The sequence below is a fragment of the Streptomyces sp. NPDC048644 genome, assembly GCF_043199105.1.
Taxonomy (GTDB): Bacteria; Actinomycetota; Actinomycetes; order Streptomycetales; family Streptomycetaceae; genus Streptomyces.
Map to the genome: position 1 here is coordinate 1 of NZ_JBICVO010000027.1, position 25,791 is coordinate 25,791.

22 protein-coding genes, 1 tRNA gene and 1 pseudogene are annotated in these 25,791 nt (G+C 72.2%); 15 read left to right on the forward strand and 9 right to left on the reverse strand.

Features of this window, described 5'->3' with window-relative positions; genetic code table 11:
• Nucleotides 1-178 precede the first annotated feature (178 nt).
• Together ACGFNI_RS34375 and ACGFNI_RS34380 are read left to right on the forward strand one after the other, a co-directional pair.
• A complete protein-coding gene (locus ACGFNI_RS34375; protein WP_393689460.1) occupies nt 179-637 on the forward strand; it encodes a hypothetical protein in 459 nt (152 codons plus the stop codon).
• Between the two features lie 422 nt (nt 638-1,059).
• Nucleotides 1,060-1,818 carry a glycosyltransferase family 2 protein gene (locus tag ACGFNI_RS34380; protein WP_393689462.1) on the forward strand — a complete coding sequence of 253 codons (759 nt, stop codon included), beginning with the start codon at nt 1,060-1,062 and terminating at the stop codon, nt 1,816-1,818.
• A 47-nt stretch (nt 1,819-1,865) separates the two neighbouring features.
• Here the strand turns inward: ACGFNI_RS34380 and ACGFNI_RS34385 are convergent, their stop codons facing one another.
• Nucleotides 1,866-2,795, reverse strand: coding sequence for an FkbM family methyltransferase (locus ACGFNI_RS34385; protein WP_393689463.1), 930 nt, complete (start codon nt 2,793-2,795; stop codon nt 1,866-1,868).
• A 180-nt stretch (nt 2,796-2,975) separates the two neighbouring features.
• Here ACGFNI_RS34385 and ACGFNI_RS34390 point away from each other — a divergent pair, with 180 nt between their 5' ends.
• Nucleotides 2,976-3,425: a DoxX family protein gene (locus tag ACGFNI_RS34390; protein ID WP_393689465.1), complete on the forward strand. Its 450-nt coding sequence runs from the start codon at nt 2,976-2,978 to the stop codon at nt 3,423-3,425.
• A gap of 75 nt (nt 3,426-3,500) precedes the next feature.
• On the opposite strand, the gene ACGFNI_RS34395 is transcribed toward ACGFNI_RS34390, so the two are convergent.
• Nucleotides 3,501-4,136: a molybdopterin-dependent oxidoreductase gene (locus ACGFNI_RS34395; protein WP_393689530.1), complete on the reverse strand. Its 636-nt coding sequence runs from the start codon at nt 4,134-4,136 to the stop codon at nt 3,501-3,503.
• A 1,511-nt stretch (nt 4,137-5,647) separates the two neighbouring features.
• Here ACGFNI_RS34395 and ACGFNI_RS34400 point away from each other — a divergent pair.
• Nucleotides 5,648-5,794: a hypothetical protein gene (locus tag ACGFNI_RS34400; RefSeq protein ID WP_393689467.1), complete on the forward strand. Its 147-nt coding sequence runs from the start codon at nt 5,648-5,650 to the stop codon at nt 5,792-5,794.
• 97 nt (nt 5,795-5,891) lie between these two features.
• Here ACGFNI_RS34400 and ACGFNI_RS34405 read toward each other — a convergent pair whose 3' ends face one another.
• Nucleotides 5,892-6,281 carry a hypothetical protein gene (locus ACGFNI_RS34405; RefSeq protein ID WP_393689469.1) on the reverse strand — a complete coding sequence of 130 codons (390 nt, stop codon included), beginning with the start codon at nt 6,279-6,281 and terminating at the stop codon, nt 5,892-5,894.
• A 107-nt stretch (nt 6,282-6,388) separates the two neighbouring features.
• On the opposite strand from ACGFNI_RS34405, the gene ACGFNI_RS34410 reads away from it, so the two are divergent.
• The 3 genes from ACGFNI_RS34410 to ACGFNI_RS34420 all read left to right on the forward strand — a co-directional run bounded on the left by ACGFNI_RS34410 (nt 6,389) and on the right by ACGFNI_RS34420 (nt 8,685).
• Nucleotides 6,389-6,465, forward strand: a tRNA-Met gene (locus ACGFNI_RS34410).
• Between the two features lie 207 nt (nt 6,466-6,672).
• Entirely contained in the window at nt 6,673-7,620 is a 948-nt protein-coding gene (locus tag ACGFNI_RS34415; protein WP_393689470.1) for a DUF2797 domain-containing protein, read from the forward strand.
• Between the two features lie 189 nt (nt 7,621-7,809).
• Nucleotides 7,810-8,685: an amidohydrolase family protein gene (locus ACGFNI_RS34420; RefSeq protein ID WP_393689472.1), complete on the forward strand. Its 876-nt coding sequence runs from the start codon at nt 7,810-7,812 to the stop codon at nt 8,683-8,685.
• A gap of 48 nt (nt 8,686-8,733) precedes the next feature.
• Here ACGFNI_RS34420 and ACGFNI_RS34425 read toward each other — a convergent pair whose 3' ends face one another.
• The gene (locus ACGFNI_RS34425) at nt 8,734-9,273 is read right to left on the reverse strand and encodes an NADPH-dependent FMN reductase (RefSeq protein ID WP_393689474.1); all 540 of its coding nucleotides are present in this window, start codon (nt 9,271-9,273) and stop codon (nt 8,734-8,736) included.
• Nucleotides 9,274-9,700: 427 nt separating this feature from the next.
• Here ACGFNI_RS34425 and ACGFNI_RS34430 point away from each other — a divergent pair, with 427 nt between their 5' ends.
• The 4 genes from ACGFNI_RS34430 to ACGFNI_RS34445 are packed head-to-tail and all read left to right on the forward strand — an operon-like array spanning nt 9,701 to nt 15,469.
• A complete protein-coding gene (locus tag ACGFNI_RS34430) occupies nt 9,701-10,402 on the forward strand; it encodes a response regulator transcription factor (RefSeq protein ID WP_393689532.1) in 702 nt (233 codons plus the stop codon).
• A gap of 8 nt (nt 10,403-10,410) precedes the next feature.
• On the forward strand, nt 10,411-11,907 hold the full coding sequence (locus ACGFNI_RS34435) for a sensor histidine kinase (RefSeq protein ID WP_393689476.1): 1,497 nt from the start codon (nt 10,411-10,413) through the stop codon (nt 11,905-11,907).
• Between the two features lie 26 nt (nt 11,908-11,933).
• Entirely contained in the window at nt 11,934-13,346 is a 1,413-nt protein-coding gene (locus ACGFNI_RS34440) for a glycosyltransferase (RefSeq protein ID WP_393689478.1), read from the forward strand.
• Nucleotides 13,346-15,469 carry an ArnT family glycosyltransferase gene (locus tag ACGFNI_RS34445; RefSeq protein ID WP_393689480.1) on the forward strand — a complete coding sequence of 708 codons (2,124 nt, stop codon included), beginning with the start codon at nt 13,346-13,348 and terminating at the stop codon, nt 15,467-15,469. Before ACGFNI_RS34440 ends, ACGFNI_RS34445 begins: the two co-directional genes overlap by 1 nt.
• Before the next feature lie 72 nt (nt 15,470-15,541).
• Here ACGFNI_RS34445 and ACGFNI_RS34450 read toward each other — a convergent pair.
• Nucleotides 15,542-16,074, reverse strand: a pseudogene (locus ACGFNI_RS34450) (GNAT family N-acetyltransferase).
• Nucleotides 16,075-16,447: 373 nt separating this feature from the next.
• Here ACGFNI_RS34450 and ACGFNI_RS34455 point away from each other — a divergent pair.
• Nucleotides 16,448-17,995, forward strand: a complete 1,548-nt coding sequence (locus tag ACGFNI_RS34455; protein WP_393689482.1) for an MFS transporter — start codon at nt 16,448-16,450, stop codon at nt 17,993-17,995.
• A 115-nt stretch (nt 17,996-18,110) separates the two neighbouring features.
• A complete protein-coding gene (locus ACGFNI_RS34460) occupies nt 18,111-18,881 on the forward strand; it encodes a TetR/AcrR family transcriptional regulator (protein WP_393689484.1) in 771 nt (256 codons plus the stop codon).
• 75 nt (nt 18,882-18,956) lie between these two features.
• Here ACGFNI_RS34460 and ACGFNI_RS34465 read toward each other — a convergent pair whose 3' ends face one another.
• The 3 genes from ACGFNI_RS34465 to ACGFNI_RS34475 form a co-directional block, all read right to left on the reverse strand.
• Nucleotides 18,957-19,799 carry a YceI family protein gene (locus ACGFNI_RS34465; protein ID WP_393689486.1) on the reverse strand — a complete coding sequence of 281 codons (843 nt, stop codon included), beginning with the start codon at nt 19,797-19,799 and terminating at the stop codon, nt 18,957-18,959.
• A gap of 178 nt (nt 19,800-19,977) precedes the next feature.
• Nucleotides 19,978-22,563, reverse strand: a complete 2,586-nt coding sequence (locus ACGFNI_RS34470; RefSeq protein WP_393689488.1) for an MFS transporter — start codon at nt 22,561-22,563, stop codon at nt 19,978-19,980.
• Nucleotides 22,564-22,574: 11 nt separating this feature from the next.
• Nucleotides 22,575-23,048 (reverse strand): MarR family winged helix-turn-helix transcriptional regulator, encoded by a 474-nt coding sequence (locus ACGFNI_RS34475; protein WP_393689490.1) that lies wholly within the window; start codon nt 23,046-23,048, stop codon nt 22,575-22,577.
• Between the two features lie 415 nt (nt 23,049-23,463).
• Between ACGFNI_RS34475 and ACGFNI_RS34480 the strand changes: the two genes are divergently transcribed.
• Complete coding sequence (locus tag ACGFNI_RS34480; RefSeq protein ID WP_393689492.1) at nt 23,464-23,688, forward strand: hypothetical protein; 225 nt, start codon at nt 23,464-23,466, stop codon at nt 23,686-23,688.
• A 231-nt stretch (nt 23,689-23,919) separates the two neighbouring features.
• Nucleotides 23,920-24,852, forward strand: a complete 933-nt coding sequence (gene bla / locus ACGFNI_RS34485; RefSeq protein WP_393689494.1) for a class A beta-lactamase — start codon at nt 23,920-23,922, stop codon at nt 24,850-24,852.
• Between the two features lie 24 nt (nt 24,853-24,876).
• On the opposite strand, the gene ACGFNI_RS34490 is transcribed toward bla, so the two are convergent.
• Nucleotides 24,877-25,728 (reverse strand): hypothetical protein, encoded by an 852-nt coding sequence (locus ACGFNI_RS34490; protein ID WP_393689496.1) that lies wholly within the window; start codon nt 25,726-25,728, stop codon nt 24,877-24,879.
• Between the last annotated feature and the right edge of the window lie 63 nt (nt 25,729-25,791).

Below are 25,791 nucleotides of genomic sequence, written 5' to 3' on the forward strand. Positions count from 1 at the left end.
CGGTGCCCACGCAGCCACCACGAAACCCACCGCATCGACAGTCCGGACAGTCCCTGCCGGGACGAACCGGAACCGCTTACTCAAGGATTAGGAATGGCTGCGTAGCCGACAATCGCTTTGAGCAGTTCCGCGACACCGCCTACAAGGTTGCCGGGGCGAGGTAGCTCCCGAGGAGACTGTGCCCTTCAAGGGGAACGTGACCCTACGGAACGTCCACACGGGCGGGTACCTCAGCAGTTACAAGCTAGGGCAGGACAAGGACGAGCTGGCCTTCCAGTCGGCGTCGGGGGCGTCCATCACGTGGACGGTGACCGATCCGGCAGACGGGTCCTTTGTGCTCAGGGCGGGTGACGCTCCAGGCGGCACCCTGACCGGGCGGCACTACCAAGAGGATGACGCGGCGGATGCCCTGGTCCTGTCCGACGAGCGCGGCCACAGCCCTCATCACGACGTGCTCCGCTGGACGGCGATCAAGGATGGGGACGCCTACGTGCTCATCGACAACCGCGGCCGATACTTGCGCGCTAGCTCTGACGGCGGGTCGGCCGGATTCCTGCAACGGCTCAGCTCCCCGCAGGTCAAAGAAGGGGTACCGCCGACCAGTTTCTGCTGGAAGATTGCCCCAGCAGCTCGCTGAGCGGGTCTCATTCTCCCGAGGAGAGCAGGCCGGCGCCTTTGGCCTGTCGCTTGACGGCCGAGGCCGAATCGTTCCTTGAGCTCGACCGCTCGTGGCGGTAACCGCCGTACGTCGGGGCGGCCTTCGTCTGAATCATGTGCTCCGACCGCGGACGCATATGACTGGGACGAAGGCCGTGGGGGTGAGGCGTGAGCAAACGGACGCACGCCAAAGATCGTTTACGGGACAACGCCCGGTCGACGGCAGTTCTGACGGCAACAACGGCACACAGGGGCCGACGGCAACCGGCGGCGGTACCCTGCGCGGGGCGCTGGACCCGGCCCCGTCGAGCGGAGGGGGCCGAGGAGTTCGGGCGGCCTCCGGAAGGGCGTTTTGGTGAGGCAACTCCGCAAGATCTCGACCCCGCCGGCTAGGTGGTGACCATGACGGAGCTGATCACGGTCGTGACGGCCGTACACGCGCCGTCCGCTGTCCATCTCGCCGATGCCTATGCCTCGCTGCTCGGGCAGGAGATGCCGGACGGCTGGGACTGGCAGTGGGTCATTCAGGAGGACGGTGAGACGGGGGACGTCGCTCCGTATGTGCCGGATGATTCTCGGATCAGTTTCGGGCAGGGGCGGCGGGGGCGTGCGGCGATGGCCCGTACGGTCGGGCTCTCCCGGGCCGACGGGCGGTTCGTGAAGGTTCTCGATGCCGATGACATGCTGGCGCCCGGTGCCCTCGCGCGGGATCTCCAGGCGCTGACGGACGATCCGTCGCTCGGCTGGGCCACGTGCCGCGTGCTCGACTATCTGCCCGACGGCAGCACCGTCGGCTTCGACGAGGATCCGCCTCAGGGGCCGATCGAGCGCGGCACCGTTCTGCGGTACTGGCAGGAGCACGACTACCGCGCCCAGGTCCATCCGGCGACCCTGTGCGTACGCCGTGAGCTGCTGCTCGCGCTCGGTGGCTGGATGGCGCTGCCGGCGTCCGAGGACACCGGTCTGCTCATGGCGCTCAGCGCGGTGAGCCGTGGCTGGTTCTCGGCGGACACCGGTCTGCTCTACCGGAAGTGGCCGGGGCAGGTCACGAGCCAGCCGTCGCATGCCGACGAGGCCGAGCGGCAGGCCCGGTTCGCGGTGGTGGAGGCGCGGGCGCTGGCGCTGGCTTCGCTGGGTGGGTGGCGGTTCGGCGGGGTGTAGGGAGTGGGAAGGGGGCGCGGCCTGGCCGTTGAGTGGCCGGGGGGCTTTCAGGTGCGGGTGAAGATGAGTTCGGTCTCGTCGGTGAGGTCGTGCAGGGGGCGCTGTAGGGCGGTGGGTTTCGTCGGTGGTGTCCGGTGGGCGGTTGTCGCGTAGGCGCCGGGCGCGTAGCCGTTGGGGAGCCGGTGGGCGTGGAAGCCGTGGGATGCCAGGGTTTCCAGGAGTTCCGCGGCGGAGTCGCCCAGTTCGGCCATGCGCTGGGGTGTGACCTCGATGGCCAGTTCGGCGTCCGGGCGCAGGGTGTCCAGCATCGGGGCCAGGCCGCGCAGGACGGAGCCCTCGGCGCCCTCCACGTCGATTTTGATCACTCTGGCGCGGGCGATCTCCTCTGCCGTGACGATCTCGGGCAGGGGGCGGGCGACCGCGTCGAAGGTGGATTCCGCCGTGCCGTCGTACGGGACGATGCTGTTCGCGCCCATGTTCCGCGAGCTGGCGAGGATGAACCTGACCGTCTTCTCGCGGTCGGACACGGCCGCGTTCACGGCGCGGATGTTGTGGCAGCCGTTGATGCGGGCGTGTGTGCGCAGCCGTTGGTGGAAGGCCGGTGAGGCTTCGACGGAGACGACGACGCCGCCGGGGCCGACGAGTTTGGACGCCAGCACGCTGTAGTAGCCGATGTTGGCCCCGACGTCGATGAACACGTCGCCGGACCGGAGGCGTTGCGCCAGCCAGTGCGTCAGATGCGGTTCCCAGATGCCGAACTCGTAGAGGTAGCGCTGGATCAGGTCCTGGGTGTCGGTGAGGAACGTCGCGCCGAAGCGGGTCCTGGCGCGGCGCAGCCGGGGGTGGTCGCGCAGGCCGGCGTTGAGGAAGCGTTCGGTGGCGGCGGCCTTGCCCGCGGTGCCGGGGGCGTGGCGGACGTACCAGCGGGTGAGGTCCAGGGCGATCTCGCGGGCGGCGGCGGATATGTCGGGGGTCACGGCAGCTCCTGGGTCGGGCCGGTGGGGCGGTGCGGGACAGGGCCGACGGATCTTCCGGTGCGGTGGTCCGTCGCGGCCAAGTGTGCCGCGTCCGCATCTTGCGGGCTCGCGCTCTTTGCGCTGAACTGACGGTCCGTCAGGTAATGAGAAGCCGGGCAACTCCGCGGGAGGTCGCACGCCATGCAGACGATCTGGCTCGACGGCGCCGAATGGCTCGCCGTACTCCGCATCGGCCTCGGCCTGTGGTGGCTGGAGAGCTGGCGCCACAAGGACAAGAAGGAGTGGTTCACCGGGGGCGGGGTGAACTGGGCCGTCGGTATCGCGGAAAAGCATCGGTGGGCGGTGGTGAGCCGAGGGTTCGCGGCGGTCGTCACGCCGCGGCCGAAGGCGATGGCGTACGTCGTCGCCTATGCCGAACTGGCCCTCGGCCTCGGCCTGGTGGCCGGGTTTCTGACCCCCGTAGCCCTGGTGGCGGGGCTGCTGCTCAACCTGCTGTATTTCGTGCTGATGATCCACGACTGGGCGGAGCAGGGGCAGAACCTGATGATGGCGCTCATCTCGGTGGTGGCGCTGTTCGGGATGAGCTGGCAGAGCTGGTCGGTCGATGGGGTGGTGGGGGTGTTCGTGTGAGCGGGAGCCGAGTGGCGTGATCGGCGGGTGAGTTGAACGGCGTGGGGTGTGCGGAGCGGGCTTTTGGGGTGGTGGTTACAGCGGAGGGCCCTCGTCCGGTGCCTCCTGGTAGGAGTAGCGCTGCTCGTGCCTGACCTCGCCGCGGTTGTGGTAGCCGCGCTCCTCCCAGAAGCCGCGGCGGTCGCCGACCATGTACTCGATGCCGCGCACCCACTTCGGGCCCTTGTAGCCGTAGAGGTGGGGGGTGACGAGGCGCAGCGGGAAGCCGTGTTCGAGGGAGAGCGGTTCGCCGTGGTGGTGGGTGGCCAGGATGGCGCGGCCGTCCGTCACGTCGCTCAGCCGGAGGTTCGCGCTGTAGCCGTACTCGGCCCACACCATCATGTGCGTGACGTCGGCGGCCGGTGGGACGAGATCGAGCACCGTGGACACGAGGACGCCGCCCCAGTTGTTGTCCGGCCAGGTGCGCTTCGTTACGCAGTGCAGGTCGGCGGTGAGCTGTGCGGTGGGCAGACCGTGAAGCTGCTCCAGGGTGAGATCGTGCGCCGCGCCGAAGGCCGTGGCGCCGAACACCCGGAACTTCCAGCGTTCCGGGCGGAAGGCCGGCACCGGCCCGTAGTGGGTGACGAACGCGGACCTGGCTCGCTGTCCGGGCGCGGTGATCGCCCCGATGGGGGCCAGAGGGCCGCGCTGCCTGCTGGTGAAGTCCCACATCAGCCGCTCGGCGTCCTGGGGGAGGCTGCGTCCGCGCAGCGCCAGGACGGCCTCGAACACGGTCGCCGTGGGGCGCTCGGCGACGCCTTTGAGCACCCGCCTGAGTGCGGTCTCGTGGCCGGCGCCGCGCAGGGCCGCGAGGGCTTCGGCGAGGTCGCCCGGGGGCAGCAGGCTCACCTCCCGCAGCAGGTCGGCCAGTTGGGCGGCGCTGCCGGACCGGTACAGGGTGTCGAGGGCGCGCAGCAGCTCGGGAAAGGGCTTCTGCCACTCGTCGGACTGCCATACGTGCTGGGCGTGGATCGCCTTGGGGTGCTTGGGCGTTGGTGTCGTCGTGGGCCGTGGCGGGCGGGCCGGTGACCAGGTGGTGGGTGGTGCGGGGGGCTCGCGTGTGGTCCGCTCGCCGGTGGGGGCACCCGCCGTGTCCGTTTCCGTGTCAGCGCCCTGTGCCGTGGACGGCGTGCCGTGGATGAGGGACACGCATGCGTCGATGGCCGTGTGGACCCGGCGCAAGGCGGCGGACACGTCCTCCAGGAGGGCTCCGTCGGTGGGGTCGGAAGCCCGCGCGACCAGCCCGGTCACCGCCCAGACGTCGACGGTCCCGTCCTGGGGAACCGGAGCTTCCCAGTCCAGCGCGCGCAGGGCGGCGGTCAGGTCGGCGACGCGCTCATCGGTCGCTCTGACCAGGGCCAGCGCCTCCCGCTGGTCCGTCGTGGCGCCGGCCATCTCCCGCCCGGCCCGGCCGAGTTGGCTGCGGGCCGCGGCGAGCCGGTGGCGTATCCGTTCGCCGGGGCCCGCGGCCCGTTCCAGCGCGGCGACCTGGGCTTCGAGCCTGCCGATCATCACGAGGAGCGCGCCGATCAGCTGGGTGCTGTTGGTGAGCGCCTGCTCGCTCGCCGCGCGGGCCTCCAGGGCGTGCACGAGACGGGCCTGCGCCTCGATCGTGTGCTGCTGGGCCGCCACGAGGGGGCCGCCGGCGGCGGGAGGTGCGGCGGGCAGCGCGGGTGTGGGATCCGGGTGCGCCGGGGTCGGTGCGCGCCGGTGCTGCCGCCACAGGCGCTTGGCCTCGTCCGTACGCCGCCGGGTGGCCGGGCCCGCCACGCAGATGTCGATCACCGCCTCGACCAGCGGCCAGTCCAGGCCCTTGCCGCTGAGGCGCTCGGAGAGGGTGCTCAGGGGCGGTACGACGCCGGTGGGGAAGTGGTCGGGGGTGAGGAGGCCGCGTAAGGCCCGGAGGCCGATGCCCCTGCCGTCGATCAGTTCCCTGAGGAGGCAGGCGAGGTCGTTGATCTCCTGGCTGGAGCCGCGCAGCGTGCCCCAGCCGCGCCCCGGCCGCCCCCTGCCTGCCACGTGAACCCCCACCCCGACGCGCTCCGGACACTGCCGCATTGTTCCCCGGACATTGTCCATTGTCCGGGCCTCACCTGTCGGAAACCCTTGGAGGGAGGCCGGACAATTCCGCGCGGTGCACGGTCGTCGGTATCAGCACGTCCGAGCCTCCGGAGAGGAACCCCATGGCACCCCGCAGCAAGGAACGGCACGACAGGTTCTCCGACAGTCCCCGAGGGAAGCTCGCCGTCGCGGCGGTGGGCGGCGTCTGCGTCGGGGCGGCCCGTGCGGTGATCGCTTGGCTGCTGGCGCAGCTCGGCTCGCAGGGCTGAGGCCCGCGGAACGGACCGCAGGAGAGAGACACAGGCGCAGCCCCCTCGGCGGACCGAGGGGGCTGCGGGCCGGGGTGGCGGGTCAGCGGGGCGGCGGTCAGCGGGGCGGCGGGATGACGACCACCTGGTCCTGGTCCTCGTAGATGACCTGGCCGGGGGCGCGGGAGTGCAGGCGGTGGCAGGGGATGCGGTGGGTGCGGAGGATGGCGAGGTAGCCGTCGACGCGGGTGATCAGGTGCGTCGACGTCGACTTGAACCAGGCGGCGGCGCCGGGGTGCAGGGTGCGGTCGTAGACGTCGGGGTCGACGGTGCTGGGGTCCGGGTAGTTCGCGTCGTACCAGTCGTTGTGGGTGCGGCGGAAGCGTTCCTGGGCGGGGGTGAGCCGGCCTTCCTTGGCGAGGGTGTTGACGAGGGCGAAGACGCCGGGGAAGTGGCCGTTGCGGTGGCGGGTCGCGGCTTGGAAGCGGATGTAGTGGTGGGGTGGCACGGGGCCTCCTGGGGTGGTGTGGCGGGGTGGGTGCGGGGTGTGTGAGGGGGGGCCGGGGATAAGGATTAGGCGTTGGTGAGGAGTTCGCGTAGAGTCGTGTTTACCGACGCGGGGTGGAGCAGCTCGGTAGCTCGCTGGGCTCATAACCCAGAGGTCGCAGGTTCAAATCCTGTCCCCGCTACCAAGGCCGTAGGCCCGGTGGATTCGTCCACCGGGCCTACGGTTTTTTGTCGTGCCTGCGGTTTTGCCGTGCCCGCGTTTTTTCGTGGGGTGGGGGCGTGGGGTGCCGTTGTGGGGCGGCGGTCCTGGCACCGGCCGGGCGGGCGCTTCGGGCGCGGGGTGTCTTCGCAGGTCAGAGCGTTGTGTCGGTGGTCGGCCGTACGCTTGCGGGGTGTGGCGATGTACGGGACCGCGGTGGTCGGACGGCGGTGCGCGGGCCGCCGGGGGGTACGAGCAGCGGCTCGGGTGGTACTGCGCCGAGCGCGGTGAGGCGCGGACGAGTGCGCTGCCCGCGGGCAAGGTGCTGGCGTTCGCCGCGGAGGGGGAGCGGCGCTGTCTCGGGGTGTGGCGGGGCGGGCGGTGGATCGTCTGCCCGTATGCGGCGGTGATCGACGGGGCGGCGGCCAGGGACCAGTGCGCGGCGTGCGCCCGGCTCGACAGATCGCGGTTGGTGGCCGCCGACACCATGGCCGACGATCCGCGCCCGTACGGCGTCTACCTCGCGTATTTCGGGCCCGGTCTGCTGAAGGTGGGCATCACGGCGGCGGCGCGCGGACCGGCCAGGCTGGTGGAGCAGGGGGCGGTGGCGTACGCGTGGCTGGGGCGGGGGCCCTTGATGGCGGCGCGGCGGGCCGAGGCGCTGCTGGGGAGCGCGCTGGGGGTGCCCGACCGGTTTGCGAAGGCGGCGAAGCGGGCGGCCAGGGGCGCGCTGCCGCCGCTCGCGGAACGGCGGGCCGAGCTGGCCCGACTGCACGCGCGGGCACGGGAGTTGGACGGCTGGCCGGAGACGCTGGCGCCGGTGGACTTCGTCTTCGGTGACCACTCCGTGGTGTTCGGGCTCGACCGGATTCCGCCGGGTGCGGGGGAATTGGGCGCGCTGACGGCGGGTGCGGAGATCGTGGGTGAGGTGCTGGCGGGGGCGGGGCCTGACGTGTATCTGCGGCTGCGGGTGCCGGGGGGATCCGGTGGCGCGGAGGGCGAGGAGGCGGTGGCGGTGCTGGACGCCCGGCTGTTGTCCGGGTGGGTGCTGGCGCCTGCCGTGGGGCGCGTGACGACGGTTCCCGTACGGGAGGTGCTGTACGGGGAGGCGGACGACGGGGGGCAGGAGGGGCTGTTCTGAGGGGCTCTTGGGCGGGGTGGTCCGGCTTCGGGGTCGGTGCCGGGGCGTTCGGTGCCTGGATGTCCGGTGCCTGGGCGTCCCGTGCCGGGGTGTCCGGCCGGTGGGCAGGTCTTACCAGGGTGGTGTGCGCTCTGATAGGGCTGGGGCGGCAGGGGCGGGTGTGGTGCGGAATCGGGTCGGGAGGCCGGTGTGGCGGAGGGTGACGAGCGGGTCGGCGCGTTCTGGCGGGAGTTGGGGCTGCCGGGGCTGATCGATGTGCATACGCACTTCATGCCGGAGCGGGTGATGGCGAAGGTGCAGGCGTACTTCGACGCCGCGGGGCCGCTGGTGGGGCGGGAGTGGCCGATCGCGTACCGCATGGAGGAGGACGCGCGGCTCGCCGTCCTGCGCGGCTTCGGCGTACGGGCGTTCACCTCGATGATCTATCCGCACAAGCCGGGGATGGCGCGCTGGCTCAACGGCTGGGCGGCCGGCTTCGCGACCCGCACGCCGGACTGCCTGCGGACGGCGACGTTCTTTCCCGAGGACGGCGTTGCCGACTATGTGGCGGCCGAGATCGACGGCGGGGTCCGGGTGTTCAAGGCCCATGTGCAGGTCGGCGGGTACGACCCGGGCGACGCGCTGCTCGACCCGGCGTGGGGCGCCCTCGCGGACGCGGGCACTCCGATCGTCATCCACTGCGGGTCGGGGCCCGTGCCGGGCAGGCACACAGGCCCCGGGCCGATCGGCGGGCTGCTGGCCCGCCACCCCAGGCTGCGGCTGGTCATCGCGCACCTGGGGATGCCGGAGTACACCGACTTCCTGGACCTCGCCGAGCACTATCCCCACGTGCACCTCGACACGACGATGGCCTTCACCGACTTCGCCGAACACGACGCGCCGTTCCCGCGCGAGGCCCGGGGGCGCCTGCGGGACCTCGGCGACCGGGTGCTCTTCGGCAGCGACTTCCCGAACATCCCCTACGGGTACGCCCATGCCCTGGAGGCGCTGACCCGGCTGGAGTTGGGGGATTCCTGGCTGCGGGGGGTCTGCTACGGGAACGGGGCGCGGCTGTTCGGGATCTGAGCGGCGGGTACGGGCCCGGGGCGCCCCGGGCCCTGCAGCGGATGCGGTTCAGGCCGCGGCGCCGGCCGCCGCCGTGAGGGCGGTGACGGCGGCGTGCAGGTCCTTGAGCGTCGCCTCGTCCGTGACGCGTCCCGTCGCCTGGTCGGTCTTCGGGCCGATGGCGGGGATCTCCAGGCAGGCAGCCGTGACGACCTCGCCGGTCATCATCCGCAGCACCTCGCGCAGTTGGGCGTTGGCGTGGTCGCCGCCGGTGGGGAACGGCGATGCGGTGATCACGGCGACCGGCTTGTGCACGCATTCGCCGCTGCTGACCAGCCAGTCCAGGGCGTTCTTGAGGACGCCGGGCACGCCGTGCGCGTACTCGGGGCTGACGACGAGCAGCGCGTCGGCCGCCGCGGCGGCGGCGCGGAGTGCGGCGACGGGGGCGGGCGGGGTGGCGTCCTCGCCGTCCAGATCCGGGTTGAAGTGCGGCAGCGCGCCGATGTCCGCGGTGCCGGAAGGGCCGTCGAAGAAGTCGAGGGCGGAGCGCAGCACCGCGCCGTTCGACGACCGGGCCCGCAGGCTGCCCGAGAGGGCGAGGAGTCTCATGAGGCGACGGTACGGGGCGGGCGCCGAGGCGGTGGAGCGGGGCGGCGCGGGTTCCTGTGACGGGCCGTGAATAGGGGCATCGTTGCAGGTCAGGGCGATTGTCAGTGGGGGCTGAGATGCTGTTGGAGTGCTGGTCGGGCTGGACCGCGCGGGGGGCGGCCCAGCTCGGTTGCACAGGACGGGGAGCGCTCGGTCGCACGGGCGGGGAGCGGGGGAAGCAGGGGCCTGGCGGCTCGGATGGAGGGGATTCTCAGGAGATTCACAGATATCGGCAAGGGGGCTCTCACGGGGGCGGGTCACGCTCTGGCGCATGACCGTGACTTCATCGCTGTCCTCTGATTCCCGGGTTCCTTCGGGTGCCCCGTCGTCCGGACCGGCCGCGGGTGCCGGGGGTGCGGCGCGGGCGGCCGGCAAGCAGCCGGATCTGCTGCGGAACGACGGCAGCCCGGTACGGGTGCTGGTCGTGGACGACGAGTCGTCGCTCGCCGATCTGCTGTCGCTGGCCCTGCGCTACGAGGGCTGGGACATCAGGGCGGAGGGGAACGGCGCGAGCGCGCTGCGCTGTGCCCGCAGCTGGCGGCCGGACGCGGTACTGCTGGATGTGATGCTGCCGGACATGGACGGGCTGACCGTCCTCTCCCGGCTGCGCCGTGAACTCCCGGACGTACCGGTGCTGTTCCTGACCGCCAAGGACTCCGTCGAGGACCGGATCGCGGGGCTGACGGCGGGCGGGGACGACTACGTCACCAAGCCGTTCAGCCTGGAGGAAGTGGTCGCGCGGCTGCGGGGGCTGCTGCGCAGGGCCGGGGCCGCCGCCGCGCGCAGCGAGTCGCTGCTGACGGTGGGCGATCTGGTGCTCGACGAGGACAGCCACGAGGTGGCGCGGGCCGGTCAGGACATCCATCTGACGGCCACCGAGTTCGAACTGCTGCGGTATCTGATGCGCAACCCGCGCCGGGTGCTCAGCAAGACGCAGATCCTGGACCGGGTCTGGAGCTACGACTTCGGCGGCCAGGCCAACGTCGTCGAGCTGTACATCTCGTACCTGCGGCGGAAGATCGACGCCGGGCGCGAGCCGATGATCCACACCCGGCGGGGCGCGGGATATCTGATCAAGCCGGCGGGGTAGCGGGCCCGATGAGCAGGTGGCGCTGGTCGCTGCGGAACCGGCTCGTGGTGTCGGCGGTGGCGCTGATCGCGGTGGTCGGCGCGGTCATCGGGACGGTGACGACCCTCGCCCTGCACTCGTACCTTCAGCACCAGTTGGACGGTCAGCTGCGCGACGCGGTGGTGCGCGCGCAGGCGCCGCGACCGCACGAGCCGCCGCACGCCGGGAGCCTCGACTTCGTCGCGCTGGGCAGCCAGCACTGGGGGACCGTCGGCGCCCGCGTGGAGCCGGACGGTTCGATACGGGCCGGGGCGCAGAGCAACGACTCGACCAGCAGAATCCCGTCCGAGCGGCTGGACGCGCTGTCCGGGGCGCAGGTCGCGGCGCTGAACTCGGTGGTGCGGGACGGCCGGGCGCACACCACCGAGCTGCCGGGACTCGGCGACTTCCGGGTGGCGTCGGCCGATGACGGCTCGCTGGTGCTGGGCCTGCCGATGAGCGACGTCGAGGACACCGTGGGCACCCTGGTGCTGGTCGAGGCGTGTGTGACGGGTGCGGGTCTGGTGGCGGCCGGGATCGCCGGGGTGGCCATGGTGGGGATCGCGCTGCGCCCGCTGCGCCGGGTCGCCGCCACCGCCACCCGGGTCTCCGAACTCCCGCTCCACCAGGGCGAGGTGGCGCTGCACGTCCGCGTTCCCGCGGGCGAGTCGGACACCCGTACCGAAGTGGGGCAGGTGGGCGCCGCGCTGAACCGGATGCTCGGACACGTCGGCTCGGCGCTGTCGGCGCGGCAGGAGAGCGAGATGCGGGTGCGGCGGTTCGTCGCCGACGCCAGCCACGAACTGCGCACCCCGCTCGCGTCGATCCGCGGCTACGCCGAGCTGACCCGGCGCGGCACCGAGCGCCCCGGGCCCGAAACCCGGCACGCGCTGGGCCGCATCGAGTCCGAGGCGGAGCGGATGACCGGCCTGGTCGATGACCTGCTGCTGCTCGCCAGGCTCGACGCGGGGCGCCCGCTGTCGTACCGGAGCACGGATCTGTCGCCGCTGGTCGTGGACGCGGTGAGCGACGCGCGGGTGGCTGGCCCCGCGCACCGGTGGCGGCTCGAACTGCCCGATGAGCCCGCGCTGGTGCACGGCGACGGCGGGCGGCTGCACCAGATCCTGGTCAACCTGCTGGCCAACGCCCGTACGCACACGCCCGACGGGACCGTCGTCACGGCGCGGGTGCGGACCGGGGGCCGCGACGGCGTCCGCCTGGACGTCGAGGACGACGGTCCCGGCATCCCCGCGGCGCTCCTCCCCGACGTCTTCGAACGGTTCGTGCGCGGCGACGCCTCGCGCTCCCGGTCGGCCGGCAGCACCGGGCTCGGCCTGGCCATCGTGCAGGCCGTGGTGGCGGCGCACGGCGGCACGGTCGGCGTCGCCAGCGCCCCGGGCCGTACGGTCTTCACCGTCACGCTGCCGCCCGCGCGGGGCGGTTCCCGCGACTCACAGCGGGGGCACAGCGTCAGCACACCGAGGTGACAGCGGGGCTGGCGAGTGTCGTCGGCATGACGACGACTCAGCCGGCCGGCGATCCTCTGGGATCCCTGCCGCCCCGCGCGCCTCTGCGACTCGGTGAGATCACGACGGTGCTCGACGTCGTGATCCCCGTGTACAACGAGGAGACCGACCTCGAACCGTGCGTGCGGCGGCTGCACGCGTACCTGACCCGGACCTTCCCCTACGGGTTCAGGATCACGATTGCCGACAACGCGAGCACGGACCGCACGCCGGACGTCGCGGCCCGGCTCGACGATGCGCTGGACGGGGTCACGGCCGTGCGTCTGGAGCAGAAGGGACGCGGGCGGGCGCTGCGCACCGTGTGGTCGCTGTCCGCCGCGCCGGTGCTCGCGTACATGGACGTGGACCTGTCCACCGACCTCAACGCACTGCTGCCGCTGGTCGCGCCGCTGATCTCCGGCCATTCGGACCTGGCGATCGGCTCGCGCCTGTCGCGTACCTCGCGGGTGGTGCGGGGCCCGAAGCGGGAGTTCATCTCGCGGACGTACAACCTCATCCTGCGCGGTTCGCTGGCCGCCCGGTTCTCCGACGCGCAGTGCGGGTTCAAGGCGATCCGCGGTGACGTCGCCGAACGGCTGCTGCCGATGGTCGAGGACACCGGCTGGTTCTTCGACACGGAGCTGCTGGTGCTGGCGGAGCGGGCCGGGCTGCGGATCCACGAGGTGCCGGTGGACTGGGGGGACGACCCGGACAGCACGGTGCACCTGGTGCGGACCGCGACCGACGACCTCAAGGGGCTCTGTCGGGTGGGGCGGGCGCTGGCCACCGGCGCCCTGCCGCTCGACCGGCTCGCCCGGCCCTTCGGGGACGATCCGCGGGACCGCGAACTGCCGGGGGTGCCGGGCGGACTGGCCCGCCAGCTCGTCGGCTTCTGCGCCGTCGGCGCGCTCAGCACCCTGCTCTACCTCGCCCTCTACTCCCTCTTCCGGATCGCCGCAGGTCCTCAACTCGCCAACGCGGCATCCCTGTTGGTGTCGGCGATCGGCAACACCGCGGCCAACCGGCGGCTGACCTTCGGCGTACGCGGGCCCGGCCGTGTGGTCCGCCACCAAGCACAGGGCCTGGTCGTCTTCGCCATCGGCCTCGCCCTGACCAGCGGCTCCCTCGCGGCGCTCGACGCCGCGGCGGGCAGCCCCTCGCACGAGACCGAACTCGCCGTCCTGGTGGCGGCCAACCTCGCGGCGACGGTGCTGCGCTTTCTGCTCTTCCGCGCCTGGGTCTTCCCCGACCGCGAGCGGCGCGACGGCCCGAACGACGCGAATGACCTGAACGACGCGACGAACGCGATGAACGCGACGAACGCGACCAACGCGACCAACGCGAACGATCCGCATGACCTGAACGACGCGAACGACGCGAACGATCCGCATGACCTGAACGACCCGATCAGGAGCGCCTGATGATCCCCCACCCGCAGACCGCGGCAGTCCCGCAGACCGCGGCCGTCCCGCCCCTCCCGCACGACGGGCCGCGACCCGGCCTGGGCGGGCTGCCGGGCCGGATCCTGCGCGGACACCCGGACGACCCCCGCTGGGCCGGGCCCGCGCTGCTCGCCCTGCTGGCCGTCACCGCCGTGCTCCTCCTCTGGGACCTGTCGGCTTCCGGCTACGCCAACCAGTTCTACTCGGCGGCCGTCCAGGCGGGCAGCGAGAGCTGGAAGGCGTTCTTCTTCGGCTCGTCGGACGCGGCGAACTCGATCACCGTCGACAAGCCGCCGGCCGCGCTGTGGCCGATGGCGCTGTCCGTACGGATCTTCGGGCTCAGCTCCTGGGCGGTGCTGGTGCCCGAGGCGCTGATGGGGGTCGCGACGGTCGGGGTGCTGTACGCGGCGGTGCGGCGCAGGTTCGGCGCGGGCGCCGGGCTGCTGGCCGGTGCGGTGCTGGCGCTGACGCCGGTAGCCGCCCTGATGTTCCGCTTCAACAACCCCGACGCGCTGCTGTGCGCGCTGATGACCTGCGCCATCGCCTGCGTCCTGCGGGCCCTGGAGGACGGGCGGACGCGGTGGCTGCTGCTGGCCGGCCTCTGCTTCGGGTTCGGCTTCCTCACCAAGACGCTCCAGGCGTGGCTGATCCTGCCGCCGCTCGCCGCGGTGTACCTGTGCTGCGGTCCGGTGGCGGTGCGCCGCCGGATCGGCCAGGTGCTGCTCGCCGGGCTCGCGATCGTGGTGTCGGGCGGCTGGTGGGTGGCGGCCGTCGAGCTGTGGCCTGCGTCCTCGCGGCCGTACATCGGCGGCTCGCAGACCAACAGCTTCCTGGAGCTGACCTTCGGCTACAACGGCTTCGGCCGGATCACGGGGAACGAGACCGGCAGCGTCGGCGGTGGCGGCGGCCGGCGCGGCGGCGGTGGCTGGGGCGAGACCGGCATCACCCGGCTGTTCTCGTCGGACATGGGCGGGCAGATCTCCTGGCTGCTGCCCGCCGCGCTGATCCTGCTGGCCGCCGCGGTGCTGGTGCTGTGGCGGGCCAGGCGGGCGACGGCGGCCCAAGAGGCGGCCCAGCGCGCGGAGTTCCTGGTCTGGGGCGGGGCGCTGCTGATGACGTTCGCGACGTTCAGCTTCATGTCCGGGATCTTCCACCAGTACTACAACATCGCGCTGGCGCCCTACATCGCGGCGCTGACCGGCATGGGGGCGACGCTGCTGTGGCGGCGCGGCGGGCGCACGGCGTCGCTGGTCCTGGCGGCGGCGGTGGCGGCGACCGCGGGCTGGTCGTACGTGCTGCTTGACCGCTCGCCCGACTGGCTGCCCTGGCTGCGCTGGACGGTGCTCGCCGTCGGCCTCGTCGCGGCGGCAGGTCTGCTGCTGCCCGCACGGGCGGGCCGCCGTGCCGCGGTCGTGGCGGCGTGGCTCGGGGTGGCGACGGCGCTGGCGGGGCCGCTCGCGTACACGCTCGACACCGTCGCCACCGCGCACGGCGGCTCGATCATCACGGCCGGGCCCTCGGTGCAGGGAGGCGGCGGGTTCCCCGGGGGACGGCACCGAGGCATGGGCGGTCCGCCCGGCATGAAGGGCGCGAAGGGCGCATCGGGGGCGGCGCAGCCCTCGGGCGGCCGGATGCCGTCCCGGGGCGGCGGCCAGGGCACGGGGCCCGGCTTCCCCGGCGGTCCCGGCGGCTTCGCCGGGCACGGCCGCGGCCACCGGGGCACGGGCGGCGGCATGGGCGGACTGCTCGGCGGCAGCAAGGTGGCAGCCAAGGCCGGGGCGCTGGTGACGAAGGACGCCGGCCGCTACACCTGGGCCGCGGCGGCGATCGGCTCGCAGAACGCCGCGAGCTACCAACTGGCCACCGAGCGGCCTGTGATGGCGGTCGGCGGCTTCAACGGCAGCGACCCGTCACCGACCCTCGCCCAGTTCAAGAAGCTGGTGGCGGACGGCAGGATCCACTACTTCATCGCGGGCGGACGCGGCGGCCCCGGCGGCGGCCGGGGTACCGCGTCGCAGATCTCCGCCTGGGTGGAGAAGTCCTTCCCGAAGGTCACGGCGGGTGGCGCCACCTTCTACGACCTGACGGCTCCGGCGGGCTGACCTGCCGGTTCCTCCTCGTGACGGGCGGCGGGCCGGAGGTGAGTCGTAGCGGCGCGCCCCCGCTCGTCCGTCCTACGTCTCAGCCCGGCGCAGGTCGAGGAGCATGACGTCATGAAGGGCAGCGCCTTCCCATGGGCGAGCCTCGCCCACCTTGCGGTACCCCCATGCCCGGTAGGCAGCCTGCGCCGCGCTGCTGTCGGGTGGACGTTGAGCAGCACGCGCTCGGTCTCGGTGCCGTCGAGCACTGTCTCGTGCAGCCGGCGCGCGACGCCCTGTCTGCGCCACGGTCCTCGTACGGCAAGCTCCATGAGACCGAACGTCCGGTGCCCGTCCTCGCGACGCATGTCATGGGGCACGGGCTGGGTGAGTTGATCCCACCAGCCCGTGTGGGGCCCGAGCGGGTAGCCGTGCGCCATGCCGACCGGCGTGCCGTCCTCCGCGCGGGCGAGGGCGGCGCGGAAGGTGCGTTTGCGGGTCTGTGAGCGGAAGCGCCGGAAGGCGGCGGCGACGTCGTCTTCGGTTTCGCCATCGGGCGGTTCGGCGAACGCCTCGGCGTAGACCAGCCTGAACGCGCCCTCGGCCTGCGCTGCGGCCGGTCCGGTCATGCGCTCCACGGTGATGTTTCCCTGCTGCCTCACGTGGTGCTCCCTCGAACGGTTTCGATCATGCGCTCGCCGCACTCGCGGGCCGCTGGACTGTCGACTCGGGCAGCGGCCCGCCGGAACTCCCGGATCTTGCTCAGCAACCGCGGCGATGCTGAGAGCTTGCGCGCACGCCCCGCCCCGGGCCGCTGCGATGCAAGCGACCATCGAACCCGCCGCATATCCGCCCGCAGAAATGGGTTGTACGCCACACACCCCGCCCTTGTACGGTGTACAGCGCTTCGTCCCCGCTCCGGGGTGCCGCCCTCATCCCGCCCGGTCCGGCGTGGACGGCAGGGCCCGATGGCGCCCCCGCTCACCCGTACAGGGAGCCCGTATGCCACCCGTGGCCACCGCTGCCACCCCTCTTGGATCGCCCGACAGATCTGCGACCCGCTGGCTGGTGCTCGGGGTCATCTGCCTCGCCCAGCTCACGGTCGTCCTCGACAACACCGTGCTGAACGTCGCCATCCCCTCGCTCACCGAAGAGCTGGGCGCGACCACCGCCGACGTCCAGTGGATGATCAACGCCTACTCGCTGGTCCAGTCGGGACTGCTGCTCACCGCGGGCAACTCCGCCGACCGCTACGGCCGCAAGAAGATGCTCGCCGTCGGGCTGCTGCTGTTCGGCGCCGCCTCGCTCGGCGCGGCGCTCGCTCAGTCGCCAAGACAGCTGATCGCCGCCCGCGCCGGCATGGGCGTCGGCGGCGCGCTGCTGGTCACCACGACGCTCGCCGTCGTGATGCAGATATTCGACGACGCGGAGCGCCCGAAGGCGATCGGCATCTGGAGTTCGGTCAACTCGCTCGGCTTCGCCGCCGGGCCGCTGATCGGCGGCGTGCTCCTCGACCACTTCTGGTGGGGCTCGCTGTTCCTGGTCAACCTGCCGGTCGCGGTGTTCGCGCTGGTCGCGGTCCTCGCGCTGGTGCCGGAGTCGAAGAACCCCAGCGGTGAGAAGCCCGACCCGCTCGGCGCGCTGCTGTCCATGATCGGCATGGTCGGGGTGGTCTTCGCGATCATCTCGGGCCCGGTCGACGGCTGGCTCTCCGGGAAGGTGCTGCTCTCCGCCGCCGTCGGCATCGTCGGCCTCGCGCTCTTCGCGCTGTGGGAGCTGCACACCCCGCACCCGATGCTGGACATGCACTTCTTCCGCAACCGCCGCTTCATCGGCGCCGTATCGGGCGGCATCCTCGTCGCGTTCGGCATGGGCGGTTCGATGTTCCTGCTCACCCAGCACCTCCAACTGGTGCTCGGCTACGGCCCGTTGGAGGCCGGTCTGCGGATGGTGCCGCTCGCCGTCACGGTCGTCCTGGTCAACTTCACCGGTCTGAGCGCCCGGCTGGCCGCCAGGATCGGCACCCCCGGCATGATCGTCTCCGGTATGTCGCTGCTGGCCGCCGGGCTCGTCCTCATCTCCACCCTCGGCGGCGACGGCTACGGCGGCATGCTGGCAGGGCTGATCGTGATGGGCATCGGCGTGGCCCTGGCCATGCCGACCATGGCCAACGCCATCATGTCCGCGATACCGCCAGCCAAGGCCGGCGTCGGCGCGGGCGTCAACGGCACCCTGATGGAATTCGGGCAGGGCCTGGGCGTCGCCGTGCTCGGCGCGGTGCTCAACTCCCGCTTCGTGGCGCTGCTCCCGGTGGTCGCCGCCGGCGCGGGATCGCTGCCCGCGGCGCTCGGCCTGGCCCGTACGGACGCCGAGCGGACCGCCGTGCACGACGCGTTCGCCGCCGGCATCGGCACCAGCCAACTGGTGGGCGCCACCGCCGTGTTCCTCGGCGGTCTGGTCGCCGCCGTGCTGCTGCGCAGGGCCGAGCGCGCCGCGGCGGACGGCGGGGCGCCGACGGCGGCGCAACAGGCCGCAGCCCCGGCCGAATAGCATCGGCGGTGCGCGCCCACGGGCGTGCACCGCGGGCGGCGTACCGGCCACGGCCGGAAACGGCAGGGCCGGTACGCCGCCTCCGTACCACCAGTTCAGCAAGAGGGAGGGCGCCATGGCGGCGACGGAAGGCCGCGCGGGCAAGCGGCCGAAGAGCGTCTGGCTGACCGAACACCCCCCGCTCAAGCGGAAGGCGGACCAGCCGGCCGGACTCGACCTCGACAAGATCGTCGGGGCGACGGTGCGGCTCCTTGACGCCGAGGGCCTGGCGAAGTTCTCCATGCGCCGCCTCGCCGCCGAGCTGGGGGTCACCGCGATGTCCGTCTACTGGTACGTCGACACCAAGGACGACCTCCTGGAGCTGGCCGTCGACGCGGTGGCGGGCGAGATGCGGCTGCCGGACGAGAGCGACGCCGCCGCCGACTGGCGCGACCAGCTGCGGGTACTCGCCTGCGCCTACCGCGACATGCTGCTGCTGCACCCCTGGGCGGCCCGGCTGCTCGGCGAATTCCTCAACATCGGCCCGCACTCCACGGCCTTCTCCAACGCCACGTTGCGCGTGATGGCCCGCAGCGGCCTCGACCCGGAGCGGACGTCGGGCGCGCTGGCCGCGGTCTTCCACTTCGTCTACGGCTTCGCCACCATCCGTGCCCTGCACGAGGCCCGCTGCCGGGCCGCGGGCATCAGCCTGGACGACTACTTCGCGCAGGTCGTCGAGGCCATCGCGGGCCGCCCCGAGCACGCCGAGACGATGGCGCTCTCCCAGCGGGCCGGCCACGCGCGACAGGGCCACAGCGCCGTGGAGATGCTGAACCGTGAATTCACCTTCGCCCTCGACCTCCAGATCGCGGGTGTCGAAACGATGCGGGACCGGGCCGGAAGCTGAGCACCCCTGAAGGTGCCGGCTCCCGGCCCGGTCCCGTACCGGTCGGCCGCTGTGCCGCGGCCCGTTGCCGTGGCGTCAGCCCGTCGGCAGCGAGTCGCCCTGCACCGCCTGGATGTCGAGCTGGACCCGCAGCGTCGTACCGATCGCCGCGATACCGGCCGCGACGACCTGGTTGTAGTTCATCTTGAAGTCCTCGCGGCGCAGCTCGGCGGTGGCGCTGAAGGCCGCGCGGGTGCCGCCCCACGGGTCGGGCCCGGTGCCGAGGTAGCTGAGGCTGAGGTCGACCGGCCGTACGACGCCGTGCAGCGCCAGCTCGCCGTGCACCGTCCAGCGGTCGGGCCCGGCCGGTTCGAGGCCCGAGCTGCGGTAGGTGAGGTCCGGGTACGTCTCCACGCTCAGGAAGTCGTCGGACCGCAGATGGCCGTCCCGCATGCCGTTGCCGGTGTCGATCGACGCGGCCTTGATGACCGCGTCGACACGGGACTTCTCCAGGTCCTCGGCGATCTCGATCCGGCCGCTGAAGTCGGTGAACCTGCCGTGCACGCTGGTGATGCCCAGGTGCTGGGCGGTCGCGGCCACCGTCGAGTGCATCGGGTCGATCGTCCAGACACCGGGCGGCGGCAGCTCGGCGCCGCCCTGCCGTGCCAGCACCACGTTCCCGATGTCCATCCGGCCGCTGGCCGTGACGATCGAGCTGGAGGCGACCGGCGCGTAACCGACCGCCGTCACGATGACCGTGTAAGGGCCTGGTGTCAGCGGCTGTGCGCTGCGGATGACGCCGTCCTCGTCGGCCGATTTGCGCAGCACCTGCGCGCCCGTCATGTCGGTGACGGTCAGTACGGCGTGCTGGACCGCCCAGCCGTCCCGTGTGCGGACCTGCGCCCGTACTCCCGCAGCTCCCGCGCCCGTCGAAGTCATTCCCACTCCCGATTCTTGCCTGGTACATGGCGGGCTCCGGCGGCGGCCTGCAGGCCGTCCCCTGCCTGTGCGCAGTGCCGCCGCCGGAGCCCTGGGGTCCGGTCCCGGACGCGTCTCCGCTCAAAGTCGCGTCCCGGTCCGGGGTTTGGTCACCCGGGTGGTCGTCCCGGGATCCGGGTCAGTCCCCGGGGTGGGCGAGTTCGACGTCGTAGCCGTCGACCCCGCGTGCGTCGATCTGCAGGCCGTTGGCGACCGGCGGGTAGCCGCTCGCGATGACCGTGTAGTCGCCGGCGTCCAGGTCGGTGAAGGCGTACGCGCCGTCCTCACCGGTCGTCGAGGTGGCGACGACGTTGCCCGCCGCGTCCACCAGGGTGACCCGGGCGTCGGGCAGCGGGCGCCGTGCGGAGCCGGCCCGGACGATGCCCTGGACCCGTGCGCCGGACAGCAGCTCGATCTCGACGCGGGTGGTGCCCTGGCCGCCGACCTCGACCGGCAGCGCGGTCGGCCGGAAGTCCGCGGCGTTCACCGCGACGGTGAAGGTACCGGCGGGCAGCTCGTCGAAGGAGAAGTAGCCTTCGGCGCCGGTCTTGCCGGTGGCCAGCACCTCGCCGCGGACGTCGGTGACGACGACCATCGCGCCGTCCACCGGGGCACCGGTGACCGCGCTGCGGACCTGGCCGCCGAGGCCGCTGGTGCCGCTGAGCAGGATGTCGTAGCCGAGCGGCTGCTCGCCGACGACGACCGTGGACGCCTGCGGCTGGTGGCCGTCGGCCGCCGCGATCAGCACGTACGAGCCGGCGCCGGGGGCGTTCAGCACGTACGAGCCGTTGGCCTGCGCCACCGAGCGGCCGAGCTGGCGCCCGCTGAGCGAGATCAGCGTGACCGCGGAGCGCGGCACGGGGTGGCCCTCAGGGTTGCGCACGAATCCGTGGATCGCGGGCCCGGCGGGGAGGTCACCGCCGCCGGCCGACGCGTACGCCGCCAGGGGCTGGGTGGCCGCCGCCGCGGCCGGCTGCGCCCACGAGGGGGTGTGATCGTCGTCGGAAGGAACGGAGGGGGCGCCCACCAGGGCGGGCTCCCGCTCCTCGACAGGGGCCGCGGCTGCGGCTGCCGGAGCGTCGGCCCCGGACGGTATGCCGGCCGGTGTCGCCTCCTCGCCGTCCGCGTTCTGGGCCAGTCCGCCGCGAGTCTTCAACGCGACCTCCTTGATGAACAGGGTGAGCAGGAAAGCGAGCAGCGCACAGGGCGCGGCGATCAGGAAGACGTCGCCGACCGCGTGACCGTACGCGCTCTCCATGACGGTACGGAGCGGTGCGGGGAGCGCGTCAAGGTCCGGGATGCCACCGCCGCCGCCGGCCGATGCCGCCGCCTTCGCCGCCTTCGGGCCGAGTTCGGCGATGCCGTCCTCGACGTAGTGGGTGACGCGGGTGGCGAGCACCGCACCGAGCGCCGAGACGCCGACCGCACCACCGAGGGAGCGGAAGAAGGTGACGACGGACGAGGCGGAGCCGAGGTCCTCGGGAGCGACCTGGTTCTGCGTGCAGAGCACCAGGTTCTGCATCATCATGCCGATGCCCAGGCCCATCAGGGCCATGAAGATCGCGACGTGCCAGTACTCGGTGTCGTACCGGATGGTGCCGAGCAGCCCCAGACCCGCGGTGATCAGGACGCCGCCGGAGACCAGCCACGCCTTCCACCTGCCGGTCTTGGTGATGATCTGGCCCGAGACGGTCGACGAGATGAACAGGCCCGCGATCATCGGGATCGTCATCACGCCGGACATCGTCGGCGACTTGCCGCGTGCCAGCTGGAAGTACTGGCTGAAGAAGACGGTGCCGGTGAACATCGCGATACCGACGAACAGCGAGGCCAGCGAGGCGAGGGTGATCGTCTTGTTGCGGAACAGCCGCAGCGGGATGATCGGTTCCTTCGCCTTGGACTCGACGAGGATGAAGATCGCGCCGAGCACGACCGAGCCGCCGACCATCGCGGCGGTCTGCCACGACAGCCAGTCGTACTTGTCGCCGGCCAGCGTCACCCACACCAGCAGCAGCGAGACCGCCGCGCTGATGAAGAAGGCGCCCGCCCAGTCGACCTTGACACCCTCGCGCTTGACGACCGGGAGCTTCAGGGTCTTCTGCAGCACGATCAGCGCGATCACCGCGAAGGGCACGCCGACGTAGAAGCACCAGCGCCAGCCCATCCAGCTGGTGTCGGTGATGACGCCACCGAGCAGCGGGCCGCCGACGGTGGCGACGGCGAAGGTGGCACCGAGGTAGCCGCTGTAACGCCCGCGCTCACGCGGGGAGATCATCGCGGCCATGACGATCTGGGCCAGGGCGGACAGACCGCCCACGCCTATGCCCTGCACGACACGGCAGGCGATCAGCATCCCGGCGTTCTGCGACAGACCGGCGACGACCGAGCCCGCCACGTAGATGACCAGCGCGATCTGCACCAGCAGCTTCTTGCTGAACAGGTCGGAGAGCTTGCCCCACAGGGGAGTGGTCGCGGTCATCGCCAGCAGCGAGGCCGTCACGACCCAGGTGTAGGCGCTCTGCCCGCCGTGCAGATCGTGAATGATCTCCGGCAGCGCGTTCGAGACGATCGTCGAGGACAGAATGGCGACGAACATCCCGAGCAGCAGCCCGGACAGCGCCTCCATGATCTGACGGTGCGTCATGGGGGCTCCGCTGGAGGGGGCGCCGCCGCCTCCATGCTTGGCGTGGCCGCCCCGCACACCGGCTGGTGTGGTCGTAGCCATGTAGTTCCTTTTCATCCTGCGGGTGTACGGGTGGTGGAGTCGTGATGCGCCCGGGTCCGGCAGTCGCCGAAGCTCGTACGGAGCCTGGCGAGCAGCTCGATCAGGTTGCCGACGTCGCTGTCGGTCCAGTCGTCCAGATACCGGGCGAGTGTTTGGGTGTAGCGCTCGGAGAGCTCCGTGAGGAGTTCCTTGCCGCTCGGGGTCAGGCGCAGCAGCCGCGACCGCTTGTCCGCCGGGTCGGGCTTCCGCTCGATCCAGCCGCGCTCCGCGACGTGGGCGACGTGCCGGCTGGTCACCGACATGTCGATCGCGAGCAGCTCGGCCAGGTAGCTCATCCGCATCTCACCGTGCCGGTCGAGAAGGGTGAGCACACCGGCCGAAGCGGGCGGGCAGTCCTGGGGGAGGATGCGCCCCATTTCGCGCTTGACGGCTCCGATGGCACTGAGTTGCCTGGCCAGCTCTTCGTATTGAGTCTGAGCGGCCATGGGCTCCTCCACGCATGTTTTTGTTGCTTGGGGCAACCATAAACTCAGTTGGTTGCTGAAGGCAAACGTATGGAGGTGCCCCAGGTAAAGGGACGCCAAAGCACTCCTACGCACCCGGTCAAGCCCTCCGACCGCCACCGAAAAAGCCACAGGTCAGGGCTGTCGCCGCGCTGTGCATCTGCTGTGTATCCACTGTGAGCAGGCTCTCTTCACCCGGTGCCGGACGCCGCCCGACGCCCCTCCCGCGCCCGTCCGCCGACCTCACGTATCGCCGGGGGGATCCGCGGCCCGCGAACCGCCGCCGCACCGCTGCCCCGCGAGCCGAACTGCGAGCCGTCCGCGCGCCGTTCCGCGCGTCGTCCCACGCGCGCCCCTGGGGTGCCCCGACGCCCCTGGTTCGCTAGGGTCCTTGCCCATGGCGACCAACCCGCAGAACCAGGCCGAGGGCAACTACGACCCGGCGGGCAGCACGCAGATGTTCCGAGCTTTCGTGGACGAGGGCGCCCCGGCCCCCACCGCCGGCGGACGCCGCGCCGCGGCCCCCCAGCCGGCGTCCTCCGGGCCTCGCGTCGGCCTCATCGTCGGCGTGATCGTCGCCCTGGTGGTCGTGGCCGGCGCCGCCTGGCTGGCCCTGGCGTAACACCCGCCCACGCGTCCCCTCCCCGCTATCTCTCCCTCCCCTCTCTCACCCACCCCGTACGTACAAGGGGCCCGGAGCTGTCTTCCGGGCCCCTTTCCGTTTGTCAGCCGCCGATGCGGGGGCCGGGGTGAAACCGCCGGGCCCGTCCGCGGCGTCCTTTTCCCGCAAGATCGCGGCCGTCCGGCAAGGGCGGCCCCGAAGACTCCCCGTCCACCAGTAGAGAGGACGAGCATGAAGAACACCGGAGTACGTCCGTCCCGTCGCGCGGTACTCGCCTTCGGCACCGGAACGGCGCTGGCCGCAGGGCTGGCCGCGGCCGGCGGCGCGAACGCCGCGACACCCGCCGGGACTTCGGCCGCCGGCGGGATCTCCCGGCAGCTGCGGGAGCTGGAGCAGGAGTACGCCGCCCGGCTGGGGGTGTTCGCCCGCGACACGGCCACCGGCAGGACGGTGGCCTACCGCGCGGACGAGCGCTTCCCGATGTGCTCGGTGTTCAAGTCGCTCGCCGCCGCGGCCGTCCTGCGGGACCTCGACCGGCACGGCGAGTACCTGGCCCGGCGCATCCGGTACACCGAGAAGGACGTCAAGGAAGCGGGGTACACCCCGGTCACCGGCCTGCCCGAGAACCTCGCGCACGGCATGACCGTGGCCGAGCTGTGTGCCGCCACGGTCGGCCGGAGCGACAACGCAGCGGGGAACCTCCTCCTGCGGGAGCTGGGCGGCCCGACCGCGATCACCCGCTTCTGCCGCTCGCTGGGCGACGGGACGACCCGGCTCGACCGCTGGGAGCCGGAGCTGAACTCGGCGGAGCCCTGGCGGGTGACGGACACCACCAGCCCCCGCGCCATCGGGAGCACCCTCGGCGACCTCGTCGTGGGCGACGCGCTCACCGCGGGGGACCAAAAGCGGCTGACGGACTGGCTGGTGGCGAACAACACCAACACCGAGCGCTTCCGCGCCGGCCTCCCAGCGGACTGGATCCTGGCGGACAAGACCGGCGGCGGCGCGGCGTACGGCATCGCCAACGACGTGGGTGTCGTCTGGCCGCCGAACCGCCCGCCGATCGTGCTCTCCGTCCTGTCGACCAAGTTCGACGCGGCGGGGCCGACGGACAACCCGCTGGTCGCCAGGGCCGCCGGGCTGGCGGCAGCGGCCCTCACCTGACGCGCGGCACGGCCGGGCCGGGCGTCACCTCCAGGTGAACGTGACGTCCTTGGTGTCGAGGTGCATGCCCAGGGGCACCCGCCAGGCGTCCACGCAGATCCGGTAGGCGGCGGTGCGGAGTTGGCCGGATCCGATCGGTAGCGGGAGGGGGCGGGACGAGGTGACCGTGGCCCAGTCGACGCCGAGGCCGCCGATGATGTGGGTGCCGAAGGTGACGGTGCCGGCGGTGACCGGTTTCTTCCCGGTGTTCAGCACGTCGAAGCTGACCTTTTCGCACCAGCGCTCGCCGCTGTCGTCGAGGCGGGGCTTGCCGATCACCAGGCCCGCGGGTGCGCCGGGGCCCGCGGGGATCGTGGGGGACGGCGGCTTCGGTGCGGGGGATTCGCCGTCCGGGGCGCCGGGTCCTGGTGAGCCGCCGGGGGAGCCCGGACCGCCGTCGGCGCCGCCGGGCGGGGCGGTGTCGTCGCCCGGCGCGGAAGGGCTCGGCGAAGTGGCCGGATCGTTCGGAGAGTTGGCCGGATTCCGACCGTTGTCCGAGGGGGGGCCGTCGGATCCCGGGCGGTGTCCCGGTTTCGGGTCCGGGGTGCCGGGAGTTCCGGAGTGCGGCGCTTCGGTGCCGTCCAGCGGGGTCAGCTCGACGTCGTCGTCGGGCGGCACGGCCTTCGTCGGTGCCCGGCCGGGGCCTGCGGCGGCCGGCGCCAGATAGCCGGTGTCCGTGGGGCTGCCGCAGCCGGTGAGCAGGGCGCCCAGACAGAGCGCGACGGCCGCGGAGGCGGCGAGTGCGGGTGTCCGTGGCGTGCGGGGCGCGAGGCGGGCGCGCCGGGGCGGCGGCGTACGTCGCGGGTGCGCAGCGGGTATGCGGGGCAACTGTCGCATCGGCACAGTGTCGATGACGGCCCGTCAGATTCCTAGAGTCGCGCGGCACCGTGCTTCACTGCT